Source organism: Deinococcus radiotolerans (genome assembly GCF_014647435.1).
Taxonomy (GTDB): domain Bacteria; phylum Deinococcota; class Deinococci; order Deinococcales; family Deinococcaceae; genus Deinococcus; species Deinococcus radiotolerans.
The window spans coordinates 221,193-234,154 of the sequence record NZ_BMPE01000003.1 but is presented as its reverse complement, the minus strand read 5'-3'; the positions used below and the strand labels follow the sequence as shown (position 1 = coordinate 234,154).

The window sequence follows — 12,962 nt, the reverse complement described above, 5'->3', positions numbered from 1 at the left end:
CTGCGCGCATGTCCGAACCCCTCAGGGTCATCATCGGCGCGGGCGCTCAGGCGTGGCCCGGCTGGGTGCCCACCCAGCGTGAACAGCTTGACCTGACCGACCGCGCCAGTTTCGAGCGGTACTTCGGGACGCGCCGCGCGGACGCGCTGCTGTGCGAGCACGTCTGGGAGCACCTCACCCCCGCGCAGGGCCGGGAGGCCGCGCGCCTGTGCCTGGACTTCCTGAAGCCCGGTGGGTGGCTGCGCTGCGCCGTCCCGGACGCGAACTTCCCGGACGAGGCGTACCAACGCACGGTGCAGGTGGGGGGCCCCGGCCCGGCGGACCATCCGGCGGCTGATCATCAGGTCGTGTACGACGCCGCCACCTTCCGCTCGGTGTTCGAGGACGTGGGCTTTGAGGTGGACCTGCTGGAGTACTGCGACGACGCGGGCCGCTTCCACTACCACGGGTGGGACGTGTCGACCGGCCCGGTCTACCGCTCGCTGATGCTGGATCACCGCAACCGGGACGGGCGGCTGGGTTCCGTGTCCATCATCCTGGACGCCCACAGGCCCGGCGGGACCCCGGCCTGACGCCGCGTTCCGCCGGGGCTGGGCACCTGACTCAGTCGTGGCCGCCGGGGATCTTCTCGTCCTGCGCGCGGATGCGCTGGCGGAACACGTAGAAGTTCCACGCCTGGTACCCGATGATCAGCGGCAGGAACGCCGCGCCCACCCAGGTCAGCAGGCGCAGCGTGTACGGTTCGGACGCGGTGTTCTGCACGGTCAGGTTGTACGCGTCGCCCAGGGTGCTGGGCAGCACGTTCGGGTAGAGGCTGCCGAAGATGGTCGCGGTGGAAAAGACGATGGTGAGGCCGGTGGCGGCGAAGGCCAGCGCGTCGCGCTTGAGCGTGAGGGCCAGCCAGATCAGGCCCAGGTTCACGGCGGCCGCGACGGGGAACAGCCACTCCTGGAGGCCGAAGGTGCCGAACAGCCCGGTGCGGATGAAACCCTGGTACACGAAGGCCAGGACCAGCGCGGAGGCGACCGCGCCCCAGATCAGCGCGGCGCGGCGGGCGCGGCGGTGCAGCACGTCGTCATTGTCGAGGCGCAGCAGCAGGTACGTCGCGCCGTGCAGGATGAACAGGCTCAGGGTGGCGAGGCCCCCCAGGACGCTGAAGGTGTTCACGGAGTACAGCAGACTCCCGTCGAAGCGGCCGGTGGCGTCGATGGGCAGGCCGCGCACCATGTTCGCCATGATTGCGCCCCACAGGAAGGCGGGCAGGAGGTTCGTGACGAAGCTGGTCACGTCCCAGAAGGTCCGCCAGCGGCGGTGGTTGATCTCCGCGCGGTACTCGAAGGCCACGCCGCGCCCGATGAGGGCCAGCAGGATCAGCGCGAATTCGGGGTACAGGGCGGTCATGAGCGTGCCGTACCAGTGGGGGAACGCCGCGAAGATCACCCCGGCGGCCAGGATCACCCAGACCTCGTTGGCGGCCCAGAACGGGCCGACGGTGCGGATCATGGCGCGCCGCTCGGCCTCGGTGCGGGCCAGGAAGGGTTGCAGGGCGCCCACGCCGAAGTCGAAGCCGTCCAGGAAGAAGTAGATCGCGAAGATCGCGGCCGTCAGGATGAACCACAGGGTGGGGAGGTCCGTCATGCGCGCGCTCCTTCAGGGACGTAGTCGGGGGCGGGCACCGAGGGCGTCTCGACGTCCGGTTCATGCATCCCGGCGCGGGCGGTGCGGGTCAGCAGGAACACGTCCAGTCCGATCAGCGTCAGGTACACCACCCAGAACGCTGCCAGCGACAGCAGCACCCACAGCGGGTTCAGCTGACTCACGGCGTCCCCGGTGCGCAGCAGGCCCTGCACGATCCACGGCTGGCGCCCCATCTCGGTGGCGATCCACCCGCTGAAGTTCGCCAGATGCGGTGCGAGCGGCATGGCCAGCAGCAGCGGGTACAGCCGCCCCGGATCGTCGAGTTTGCCCTGCCGCCAGCGCCACACGTACACCAGGGTCACGAGCAGCATCAGAAAGCCCAGCCCCACCATCACGCGGAACGACCAGTACACCGGCCACACCCACGGCGTGTAGTTGCCGGGGCCGTACTTCGCCTCGTACTCCTTCTGGAGGTCGTTGATGCCTTTGGCTTTCTCGCTGAAGTTGTTGAACGCCAGGAACGACCCGACGTACGGCACACTCAGTTCGAAGCGGTTCTCGCGCGCGGCGTTGCTGGGCAGCGCGATGAGGCTCTCAGGCATCTGATTGCCGTCCGGCGTGTCCCACAGGGCGCTGAACGCGGCGTACTTCATGGGCTGGTCGCGCACGGCGCTCTGGCCCTGCTCATGCCCGGCCAGGATCACGCCGCCCGAACCGATCAGCGCGGTGATCAGCGCCACGCGGAAGCTGACGCGGAACGCCTCGACGTTCGCGCGGCGGCGCAGGTGGTAGGCACTGACGGCCAGCACGAAGAACGCCGCGACGGTCAGGCTGCCCGCCCAGATGTGCGCGAACCATTCCAGGCCCTTGGGGTTGGTGACGATCGCCCAGGCGTTGGTCATCACCGCGCGGCCGTTCTTGATCTCGAAGCCCACCGGGTGCTGCATCCAGGCGTTGGCGATGATGATCCAGAAGGCGCTGATGGTCGTCCCGGCGGCGACGATCCAGATGCTCGCGAGGCTCGCCCAGGCGGGGATGCGGTCCTTGCCGAACCACCACAGGCCCAGGAAGGTGCTCTCGAGGAAGAAGGCCATCAGCACTTCCAGCGCCAGTGGGATGCCGAAGATGTTCCCGACGAAGTTCGAGAAGCCCTGCCAGTTCATGCCGAACTGGAATTCCTGCACGATGCCGGTCACAACGCCCACGGCGAAGTTGATGAAGAACAGGTGCCCGAAGAAGCGCGTGAGATTCTCCAGTTTCGGATCACCACTGCGGTAGGCCAGGGTCTGTAATACCGCGATGATCAGCGCGAAGCCCACGGTGAAGGGCACGAAGAAGTAGTGGAAGATGCTCGTGGTGGCGAACTGGAAGCGCGACAGGTCCAGCGTGGAGAAGCCCAGGATCTCGTTCATATGACCTTCCTGTGGGTGGAGGCGGCAGGCAGTGGGTGCAGGTGGCCGTCCTGGAGCCGATAGACCTGATCGGCCAGGGCCAGCGGGGCGGGCCGGTGGGTGACGAGCAGCAGGCTGCGTCCGGCGCACTCACGGTGAATGACGCGCAGCACGCGGGCCTCGGTGTCCGGGTCGAGGTGAGCGGTGGGTTCGTCCAGCAGCAGCACGTCCGCGGGTTTGAGGAGCGCGCGGGCCAGACTCACGCGGGCGCGCTGACCGCCGGACAGGCGCGTGCCGCCCTCACCAACCCAGGTGTCCAGGGTCAGATCCTCCAGGCCGAGGTCGTCCAGCAGCTCCCGCAGCCGCTCCGGGGGCGCGTGCGGGCCACCCAGGCGCAGGTTCTCCTCGACGGTGCCGTCCAGCAGCGGGGCGTCCTGCTCGTGCAGGCTCAGGCGGGCACGCAGGTCAGCCAGGGCCAGTGCGCGCAGGTCGGTGCCGCCCAGCGTGACGCGCCCGGCGGTGGGGTCGAGGTCGCGGCTGATCAGGCCCAGCAGCGTGCTCTTGCCCGCGCCGCTTGGACCGGTGACGGCCACGCGCGCCCCCGCCGGGAGGTGCAGGGTCACGTCCCGCAGCGGGTCCCGCCCGCCCCGCGTGACGCGCACGCCCTCCAGTGCCAGGGGCAGCGGACCATCCGGAACTGAAGCGGGGTCGCGGGGTTCTGTCACGGCGGGCTGCACGGCGGCCAGTTCATCGTCGCGTTCCCGCGCGGCCTGCGCCGCCGCGTGCGCGCCGGGCACCAGCGCCAGTGGGGTCAGTGCGTCGAAGCTGGCGGCGGCCAGCAGCACCACCGCCGCCAGCCACGCCCCACCCAGCGCGCCCGATTCGACCAGGGTCAGGCCGCGCGTGAGCACCAGCGTGAAACTCAGGGCGAACAGCGCCTCGCGGCCCAGCGTCAGGCCGGTCTGGAGGCGGCCCTGTGCTTGCGTCACCCGGCGCAGTCCGGCACTCAGGTGGGCCAGTCGTGGCCCCCACAGCCGCGCCGCGCCGTCTGCACTGGCACTCAGCGCGTCCAGCAGCGCCGCGCCGTGCTCGCGCGCCAGGTGGGCCTCCTCGCGGGCCAGCGCGGCCGCCCAGGTGCGGGCCAGCCCGGGCAGCGCCGCGGCCAGCAGCAGCGGGCCCAGCACGCTCAGGCCCAGCCCGGCGTCCAGGCTCAGCAGCCAGCCACCCGCCAGGAGTGTGGCGCCCGCGAAGCCCAGCAGCGGCAGCGTCACGCGCAGCGCCGCGAACTGCCGCGCGTCCAGGTCGGCGCCGCTGCGCGAGAGCAGGTCGCCGCTGCGTTCGCGGGCCAGCAGGTCCCGCCCGAAGCGGGCCACGCGGTCGAACAGTGCCGCGCGCTGCGCCTCTCCGGCCTTCAGGGCGGCGGCGTGCCCGGTGAGACGTTCGGCGTAGCGCAGGCCCGCGCGGCCCACGCCCAGGGCCCGCACCAGCGTCACGAGCAGCGTGAGGCTCAGGAACACCTCGGGCCGCAGCGCCGCGCGGGCGATCAGACGACCCGAGGCGCCCGCCAGCGCCACACCCGCCAGGGTCGCCGCGACGCCCAGCAGCACCGGGAGGATGAAGGGGCGCCAGCGGCCCGCGCGGGTCACGCCGCCCGTCATGGGGCCTCCAACGTCAGGCTGCGCCAGCCGGTCGGGGGGTCGCGGTGCGTGACGAGCAGGACCGTCCTTCCCGGAGCGGCCCGGCCGATCAGCGCGTGGAGGGCCCGCGCCGTGTCCTCATCCAGATGCGCAGTGACCTCATCAAGCAGCAGCAGGTCCGCGCCGGACAGCAGCGCGCGCGCCAGGGCCAGCCGCGCCGTCTCCCCACCGGACAGGCGGGTGCCGCCCTCGCCCAGCGGGGCGTCCAGCGTGCCGGGCAGCGCCCTGATCACGCCTTCCAGGTCCACGTGCCGCAGGACGGGCCACAGGGCCGCGTCGTCCGCGTCGGGGGCAGCGACCCGCAGGTTGTCGCGCACGCTCGCCGCCAGCAGGCGCGGCGCCTGCGGCACCAGCGCGACCTGCCCCGCCCACGCCGGTGCGCTGAGTTCATCGAGTGGGACGCCGTTCACTCTCACCTCGCCCGCGTGGGCGACGAATTTTCCCAGGGCGTGCAGCAGGGCACTCTTGCCCACGCCGCTCGGGCCGCGCAGGGCGACGTGTTCGCCGCTGCGCACGGTGCCGCTCAGGGTGGCGGTGATGCCTGGCAGAGCGGCCCGCGCCTGCGTGAAGGTCACCTCTGGAGCGCCCTTGGAGATGTCCCGCGCGCCCTGGGGTGCACCGGGCACGGCTGCGAGGTCGGCCAGGTCGCGGGCCAGCGGTTCGGCGTCCAGCGCCGCGTGGCGGTCGGCGCCCAGTTGCCGCAGCGGCCCGAAGAACTCCGGGACCAGCATCAGGGCGGCTAGGGTGGGGGCCAGGGTCGCCTCGCCGCCGAACAGGCGCACGCCAATCCACACGGCCACCAGCGCGGTGGCGAGGGTCGCGCCGAACTCCATCACGAAGCCGGACAGGAACGCCACGCGCAGCACGCGCAGGGTCGCCTCGCGGTGCGCGCCCGCCGAGCGCACCAGCACGTCCCGGTAGGTGGGGACTGCCCCGAAGGCGTGCAGGGTGGGCAGGTGCCGCGTCAGGGTGAGCAGGCGCGCCGCGAGCCGGGTGTGCCGCGTCCACTGCGCCTGCGTGGCCGCGTGCGTGGCGAGCCCTACGAGGTACAGGAACACCACGGTCAGCGGGCCGGTCACGAGCAGCAGCCCGGCCGTGGCCGGGTCCAGCCACGCCGTGACCGCCAGGGCCACCAGGGCGCTGATGGCCGCGTGGGCGCGGCCCGGCAGGAAGCGCGCGTAGTACGGCGTGAGGCGCGGACCCAGTTCGCTACTGAGGGTCACGAGGTCGGCGGCGCGGCGGCTGGCGAGGGCCACGGGACCCAGGGCGAGCAGCCGCGCCGTGAGGCGGTCGCGCTGAAACGCGGTGGCGTGGGTGGCCAGCCGCTGCGCCAGCGCCTCACGCGCCGCGCCCGTCACGGCGCGCAGCCCCAGGCCCAGGGCGAGGCCCAGCACGTGGCCGGGCTCCGGCCACCGGGCGGGAGGCGTGAGCACGCCCGCGATCACCTGCGCGGCCAGCACGAAGGCCAGCGCGGTGCCCAGCGCGCCCAGCAGGCTCAGGGCGGCACTCCAGACCAGCGGGCCGCGCACGCCGGGGGGAGCGTTCAGGACGCCGCGCACCTCGGCGCGTCCGGGGGGGGCCGGGGGGCGCGGGCGGTTCAGCCGTGAGGGGGTGGACACGGTCATGGGTACAGCCTGCGCTCCGGGCGGGGGGCAACGCGAGGGGCGCACGTCCTGAATTTCACATGCGCGGCGGCCGGGCTGTTCAGGCCGCGCGAGCCCGGTCCGGGTGGGTGCGGCGCAGGAAGCGGGCCAGCAGGGTCGCGCCCGCGAAGCACAGGCCGGCGGTCAGGCCGAACCACAGGCCGCGGGGGCCCAGGTGCAGGCCGAACGCCAGGAGTGAACCGCTGCCCAGTCCGATCAGCCAGTACGCCGCCAGGGAGATCAGCAGCGGCCAGCGGGTGTCCTGCAGGCCGCGCAGCGCGCTGTTCGCGGTGACCTGAAGGCCGTCGAAGGCCTGGAACAGCGTGGCGATCAGCAGCAGGCTGGCCGCCCCGCGCACGACCGCCGTGTTCGCCGGGTCGTTCACGTTCAGGAACACGCCGATCACGGCGTTCGGACTGAAGATGTACGTGAGGCTGACGGTCAGCATGATCAGCACGGCCAGGGCCATGCCAAGCAGTCCGGCCTGCCGGGAGCGGCGCAGGTCGCCCGCGCCGGCGTGCTGCGCGACGCGGATGCCGGTGGCGGTGGCCAGGCCCAGCGGCACCATGAACACGGCCGTGATGACCTGAAGGGCCACGTTGTGCGCCGCGAGGGCCTGCGGGCCGAAGCGGGCCATGAGCAGGCTGGTGACGGTGAACAGACCGCCCTCTGCGCCCAGGGTCAGGCCGATGGGCCAGCCCAGCCGCAGCAGGGCGCGCAGCTCATTCAGCACCTCGGCGCGGGGCACCGGCTGGCGGGGCAGGCGGCGGCGCGCGACCCAGGCCAGCGCACCCGCGCTGAACCACGAGGCGCTGACGGTGGCCAGGGCCGCGCCCGCCACGCCCAGGGTGGGCAGCGGGCCCCACCCGAAGGCCAGGGCGGGGCTCAGGGCGGCGGCCAGGGCCACGGCGCTCAGGGCGACGGCGGTCACGGGCCGCGGCTGCCCGGTGCCCTCCAGCGCGCCGCGCAGGGCGCTGAAGATCAGCGTGGCGGGCATGCCCAGGGCGTACAGCCGCAGGTACGTGGCGGCCAGGTCCCCGCGGATGCCGCCGGGCGCGTGCGGGCCGATCAGCTGGGCGGCCAGGTACGCCAGGGGCAGGAACAGGGCGGCCAGCAGCGCGGCGAGCAGCAGGCCGGCGCGGGTGGTGCGGGCCACGCCGCGCGGGTCGGCGGCGCCGTGCGCGGCGGCCACGCGCGGGCCGACGGACAGCATCACGCCGACCAGGACGATGAAGCCCAGGTAGTACGTGGCGCTGGCGTAGGCGACGGCGGCCAGCTGGGTTTCGCCCAGCCGGCCGATCACGGCGGTGCTGATCAGGGCCAGGGCGTTGAGGCTGAACTGCGAGACGATCACGGGCGCGGCGAGGCGCAGCAGGTGGCGGGTCTCGTGGCGGAGGTGGGTCGGGCTGAGGTCCGTCACTGGGTCAGGATAGGCGCCCGCGGCGCGGCAGGTGATCGGCTGCGCGGGACGCCCCGGCTGCGCGTGGCGCGGACGAACGAACGCCCGTTTGCCCGGGGCGCTAGCATGCGGCATGAGCCACAATTCAGACCACGCGTTCCGGACGCGGGCCGTGCACGCCGGGCACGGGCTGGACCCCGCCACCGGGGCGCACGCGACACCCATCTACGCCACCTCGACCTTCGGGTACGGCAGCGCCGAGCGGGGCGCGCGGCTGTTCGCCGGGGAGGAGGCCGGGTTCTTCTACTCGCGGCTCTCCAACCCGACCGTGCGGGCGTTCGAGGAAAAGGTCGCCAGCCTGGAGGGCCTGCCGGACGCCGTGGCGTTCGCCAGCGGCATGGGCGCCGTGTCCGCCCTGTGCCTGACGCTGCTGCGCCCCGGCGATGAGGTGATCTTCGTGGCGCCCCTGTACGGCGGCACGACCGGTTTCCTGCACGAGGTCGCTGCGCGCTTCGGCGTGACGGTCCGCGAGGCGGCGGACGAGGCGGCCGTGGAGGCGCTGAGCGGCCCGGCCACGCGCCTGATCTGGGTGGAGACGCCCACGAACCCTGCGCTGGATATCGTGGACCTGGCCCGGGTGGCCCGCGCCGCCCAAGCGTGCGGGGCGCTGACGGTTGCGGACAACACCTTCAGCACCCCGGCCCTGACCCGGCCCGCCGAGCACGGCATTGACCTCGTGATGCACAGCGCCACCAAGTACCTCGGGGGGCACGGGGACGCCATCGGGGGCGTCGTGGCCGGGTCGCAGGACCTGCTGGCGGAACTGCGCGGCATCGGGCTGCGGCACGTCGGGGCGGCCCTGGGGCCCTTCGAGGCGTACCTGTTCCTGCGCGGCATGAAGACCCTGCCGCTGCGCATGCAGGCCCACTGCGAGGGCGCGCAGACGCTGGCCGAGGCCCTGGCCGGGCACCCGGCGCTGCATGCGCTGCACTACCCGGGTCTGCCGGGGCATCCGGGGCACGCGGTGGCCGCGCGACAGATGAGCGGCTTTGGCGGGCTGGTCAGCCTGGACCTGGGCTCGCAGGGCGCGGCGTTCACGTTCCTGAATCACCTGCGGCTGTTCACGCAGGCCGTCAGTCTGGGCGACGTGGAGAGCCTGTCGTGCCACCCGGGCAGCACCACGCACCACCTGCTGGGCGAGAAAGCCCTGCGCCGCCAGGGGGTCACGCCCGGCCTGGTGCGCCTGAGCGTGGGCATCGAGGAGCCCCGGGATCTGGTGCGGGACGTGCTGGACGCCCTACAGCACGTGCAGCGCGCTCAGTTCCAGACCACCTGACCGGGGCCCCGGTCAGGCCTGCGTGCCGCGGGCCTGCTGGTGGTCCAGCATCTGCTGCGCGGCGCGGCCGGTCGCTTCCAAAAGGTTGCGGTCCGAGGGCCGCCAGTGCGCGACGGGGTGGTCCTTGCGGCGCGTGACGAGCAGGTGGGACGCGCCGTGCGGGTCGTGCCCGGCCGGAATGACCGCGATCTGCGCGATGTGGTCGCTGGCGGGCACGCCACGCGCCCGGGCCAGTGCCGGCAGATCGTCGATGTACAGCGGGCTGCGCGCGCCGTGCAGGCCGAGCGCCGTGATGAGTTGCGCCGTCTCGCCGGTCGTGTCTATGGCCGTGGCGGCCCGTACAGGACTGAGGTCCACGGTGACGCTGTCGCCCTGCGTGACGCTGAAGCCGGCCTGGTCCGCGTCGAGGGCGCCGCCCAGCAGTCCGGTGACGGCCAGCAGCGCGTCCCGTGGGTCGAGGTCTAGGTCGAACAGCTGATGAATGCCGGTGAGGGCCTGGGCCTGTTCGAGGCTGCGTTGCAGTTCGCTGCTGTGTTCCCGCTGGGCGGCCAGCGAGAGACTCAGGCGCTGCTGGTAGGACCGCAGTTCAAGTTCGGTCACGACGAGGGCCGCGAGGTCCTGAAGGGCCTGGAGGTCACTGGGACTCAGGGGGTGCGGCTGGTGGTCCGTGACGCACAGCGTGCCGATGCGCTGCCCGCTGGGCATGATCAGGGGCGCCCCGGCGTACATGTGAATGTGCGGGTCGCCGGTGACCATCGGGTTTCGTGAGAAGCGCGGGTCGGCGGGCGCGTTCTCGATGACGGTCGGCTGGTCGTTCAGGATGGTCCAGGCGCAGAAGGAGTCCTGGCGGTCGGCGGTGCGGCCGTTCAGGCCGACGCTGGCCTTGCTCCACTGGCGGGCCTGATCCACGAAGTTGATGGTGGCGACCGGGGTGCGCAGCAGGTGCGCGGCGAGGCGCACGATGCGGTCGAACTGGGGTTCGCGGGGGGTGTCGAGGATGCCGTAGTGCGCGAGGGCCATTAGGCGTTGGGCCTCGTCTGCAGGGTGTGGCGCGCCGCTCATGGGCTTCACTCTAGTGGTTGCGTCTGACCTTGCCCACCCCCGCAGCGGAATGCCGCCTTGACAGTCAGTCATGTGGGCTTTACGTTCGGGGGGTGACGGACACCCGGCATGACGCGCTGCTCAGCTGCCACCTGCGTGAAAAACGTGAAGGTGCCGGGCAGACACTGTCCGGGCTGGCCCAGCGGGTGGGGATCTCCAGGCAGGCGCTCAGCCGGATCGAATCCGGGGCGGCCGTGCCGGGCACGCAGCTGGCCCTGCTGCTGGCCCGCGAACTGGGGTGCCTGGTTGAGGACCTGTTCAGCCTGCGCGCCCCGCGCCTGCACACACTGACGCTGGGTCCGGCCCGCGTGGGCACGCGCGTGAGGCTGGCCGCCGTGGACGACCGGTGGCTGGCGCTGCCCCTGACCGGCGAGACGGGCCTGCGCCGCGCGGCCGACGGAACGGTCACCGCACTGGCCGGAGACAGGGCCGAGGTGGACGTGCTGGGCGCGCGGGCGGCGCTGGCGCGCACGGCGCTGATCGCCGGCTGCGACCCGGCCCTGGACCTGCTGTGCGAGCGGGTCAGCGGCCCGGAGCGCGCCGCGTGGGTGCCGCGCGCCAGTCTGGACGCCCTGTGGGCCGCGGCGCGGGGCGAGGTGCACGCCGCTGGCCTGCACCTGGGCAGCGCCGAGCAGCACCGCGAGGTCGTGGCGCGTGAACTGCCCGGCGCGCGCCTGCTGCGCCTGTGGCAGGCCGAGCAGGGCCTGATCGTGGCGGCGGGGAATCCCCGGGCCGTGGGGGGCGTGGCGGACCTGGCGCGGCCCGAGCTGCGGCTGGTGACGCGCGCGCCCGGCGCGGGGGGCCGGGTCCTGCTGGACACGTGGCTCACGCAGGCCGGGCTCGGCGCCGCCGCCCGCGAGGCGCGGCATGCGGGGGCTCTGCTGGCCGCCACGCCGCTGGAGGCCGCGGCGGCCCTGGGGCACGGGCACGCGGACGTGGCGCCAGGGCCCCGCTCGGCGGCGCGGGCGTACGGCCTGCACTTCCTCCCGCTGCATGCGGAGGCCTTCGACCTGGCGGTACCCGAGCGGCACCTGGGGCACCCGGGCGTGCAGGCGCTGCTGAACGCGGCGCGCAGCCTGAGTTTCCAGGAGGACCTGCGCAGCCTGGGCGGGTACGACCCGGCGGGCGCGGAGCACCTGGACCCGCCGCTGAACGTCCTGGAGGACCTATGAACCGACTGACCCTGCTGGCCCTGCTGCTGCTCTCCCCCACTGCGGGCGCGGCGTCCCTGACCGTGTTCGCCGCGTCGTCCCTGACGGACGCGTTCACAGAGATCGGCCGGGCGTTCGACGCGAGAACGGGGCACCGCACGACCTTCCAGTTTGCCGGGTCGCAGGTGCTGCGCGCGCAGCTGGAGGGCGGCGCGCGCGCGGACGTGTTCGCCAGCGCGAACGACGCGCAGTTCACGCCGCTGCTGGGCAGAGGGGTGGTCTCGCGCGAGGTGTTTGCCCGCAACCGCCTGACGGTGATCGCGCCGGCAGGCAGTGGCAAGGTGCGCACTCTGCGCGATCTGGCGGGCAGCGGCGTGCGGCTGGTCGTGGCCGCACCGAACGTACCGGTCGGGGAGTACACCCGGCGGATGCTCGCGGCGGTGGACCGTTCGGGCACGTACGGGAAGGACTTCGCGGCGCGCGCCCTGAAGAACGTGGTCAGCGAGGAAGGCAACGTGCGGCAGGTGGCGCTGAAGGTCAGTCTGGGCGAGGCGGACGCGGCCGTTGTGTACGCCAGTGACGTGACACCTACCCTGAAGAAATCGGTGCGGGTGGTGCCGCTGCCCACCCGCTTCAACCAGACCGCGGCGTACCCGCTGGGCGTGGTGCAGAGCAGCGCGAACCCCGAGGCCGCGCGGGCGTTCGTGGCGTTCGTGAAGGGCCGGGAGGGGCAGGCGATCCTGCGCCGCTGGGGTTTCCTGAGCCCCAGTCCGTGAGGCGCGCCGGGCTGCCATGGGTGGGCTGGGCGCTGGGAGGGCTGTTCGCGGCGTTCCTGCTGCTGCCCACGCTGACGCTGCTGGCGCGCGGCCTGGGCGCGGATTTCCTGGCGACACTGCGCAGCCCGGCGGTGCTGGACGCGCTGCGCGTAAGCCTGTGGACGACCAGTGTGACGCTGCTGGTCACCGTGCTGACCGGCACGCCGCTGGCGTTCGTGCTGGCGCGGCGGGAGTTTCCCGGTCGGGCGCTGCTGGACGCGCTGCTGGACCTGCCAGTGGTGCTGCCGCCGGTGGTGGCGGGCCTGGGCCTCCTGCTGACGTTCGGGCGCGGCGGTCTGCTGGGGCCAGGGCTGGAACTGGCAGGGGTCAGTCTGGCGTTCTCGCCGGCGGCGGTGGTGCTGGCGCAGCTGTTCACGGCGGCGCCCTTTTACCTGCGCGCGGCGAAGGCGGGTTTCGCGTCGGTGGACCGGGATGCGGAGGCCGCGGCCCTGACGGACGGCGCGGGCCGCTGGGGGGCGTTCCGGTTCGTGACGTGGCCGCTGGCGTTTCCGTTTCTGCTGGAGGGGCTGGTGCTGACCTGGGCACGGGCGCTGGGCGAGTTCGGCGCGACGATCCTGTTCGCGGGATCGTTGCAGGGGCGCACGCGGACGGTGACGCTGGCGATCTACAGCGCGCTGGACAGTGAGCTGGGGCCGGCGCTGGTGCTGTCGGCGGTGATGGTGATGGTGGCGTTCACGGTGCTGCTGACGGTGCGGGTGCTGGCGGCGCGGCGCGCGCGGCTCGGGGCGTGAGGGGTAGCGTGGCGGCCCAGTACCTCTCTCTATTCTTGA

The 12,962-nt window shown here is 73.0% G+C and carries 11 protein-coding genes; 5 read left to right on the top strand and 6 right to left on the bottom strand.

Annotated elements, in window-relative coordinates:
* Positions 1–8: 8 nt before the first annotated feature.
* Positions 9–572 (top strand): class I SAM-dependent methyltransferase, encoded by a 564-nt coding sequence (locus IEY63_RS09060; protein ID WP_189068679.1) that lies wholly within the window; start codon positions 9–11, stop codon positions 570–572.
* 31 nt (positions 573–603) lie between these two features.
* Here the strand turns inward: IEY63_RS09060 and cydB are convergent, their stop codons facing one another.
* From cydB to IEY63_RS09035, 5 genes are all read right to left on the bottom strand, one after another.
* On the bottom strand, positions 604–1,638 hold the full coding sequence (gene cydB, locus IEY63_RS09055) for a cytochrome d ubiquinol oxidase subunit II (protein ID WP_189068678.1): 1,035 nt from the start codon (positions 1,636–1,638) through the stop codon (positions 604–606).
* A complete protein-coding gene (locus IEY63_RS09050; RefSeq protein WP_189068677.1) occupies positions 1,635–3,050 on the bottom strand; it encodes a cytochrome ubiquinol oxidase subunit I in 1,416 nt (471 codons plus the stop codon). The genes cydB and IEY63_RS09050 overlap by 4 nt, the downstream gene beginning before the upstream one ends.
* Positions 3,047–4,687 (bottom strand): thiol reductant ABC exporter subunit CydC, encoded by a 1,641-nt coding sequence (cydC, locus tag IEY63_RS09045; RefSeq protein WP_189068676.1) that lies wholly within the window; start codon positions 4,685–4,687, stop codon positions 3,047–3,049. Before cydC ends, IEY63_RS09050 begins: the two co-directional genes overlap by 4 nt.
* Positions 4,684–6,351: an ABC transporter ATP-binding protein/permease gene (locus tag IEY63_RS09040; protein ID WP_189068675.1), complete on the bottom strand. Its 1,668-nt coding sequence runs from the start codon at positions 6,349–6,351 to the stop codon at positions 4,684–4,686. Before IEY63_RS09040 ends, cydC begins: the two co-directional genes overlap by 4 nt.
* 79 nt (positions 6,352–6,430) lie before the next feature.
* Positions 6,431–7,789: an MATE family efflux transporter gene (locus IEY63_RS09035; protein WP_229784600.1), complete on the bottom strand. Its 1,359-nt coding sequence runs from the start codon at positions 7,787–7,789 to the stop codon at positions 6,431–6,433.
* Between the two features lie 112 nt (positions 7,790–7,901).
* Here IEY63_RS09035 and IEY63_RS09030 point away from each other — a divergent pair, with 112 nt between their 5' ends.
* Positions 7,902–9,104, top strand: a complete 1,203-nt coding sequence (locus IEY63_RS09030) for a trans-sulfuration enzyme family protein (protein ID WP_189068673.1) — start codon at positions 7,902–7,904, stop codon at positions 9,102–9,104.
* Positions 9,105–9,116: 12 nt separating this feature from the next.
* Here the strand turns inward: IEY63_RS09030 and IEY63_RS09025 are convergent, their stop codons facing one another.
* Positions 9,117–10,166, bottom strand: coding sequence for a GAF domain-containing protein (locus IEY63_RS09025; RefSeq protein ID WP_189068672.1), 1,050 nt, complete (start codon positions 10,164–10,166; stop codon positions 9,117–9,119).
* 92 nt (positions 10,167–10,258) lie between these two features.
* On the opposite strand from IEY63_RS09025, the gene IEY63_RS09020 reads away from it, so the two are divergent.
* Genes IEY63_RS09020 through IEY63_RS09010 form a run of 3 tightly spaced genes read left to right on the top strand, consistent with a single transcriptional unit; the run spans position 10,259 to position 12,923 of the window.
* Positions 10,259–11,377 carry an XRE family transcriptional regulator gene (locus IEY63_RS09020; protein WP_189068671.1) on the top strand — a complete coding sequence of 373 codons (1,119 nt, stop codon included), beginning with the start codon at positions 10,259–10,261 and terminating at the stop codon, positions 11,375–11,377.
* Complete coding sequence (gene modA, locus IEY63_RS09015; protein ID WP_189068670.1) at positions 11,374–12,132, top strand: molybdate ABC transporter substrate-binding protein; 759 nt, start codon at positions 11,374–11,376, stop codon at positions 12,130–12,132. The genes IEY63_RS09020 and modA overlap by 4 nt, the downstream gene beginning before the upstream one ends.
* Positions 12,129–12,923, top strand: a complete 795-nt coding sequence (locus IEY63_RS09010; protein WP_229784599.1) for an ABC transporter permease — start codon at positions 12,129–12,131, stop codon at positions 12,921–12,923. The genes modA and IEY63_RS09010 overlap by 4 nt, the downstream gene beginning before the upstream one ends.
* The last annotated feature ends 39 nt before the right edge of the window (positions 12,924–12,962 follow it).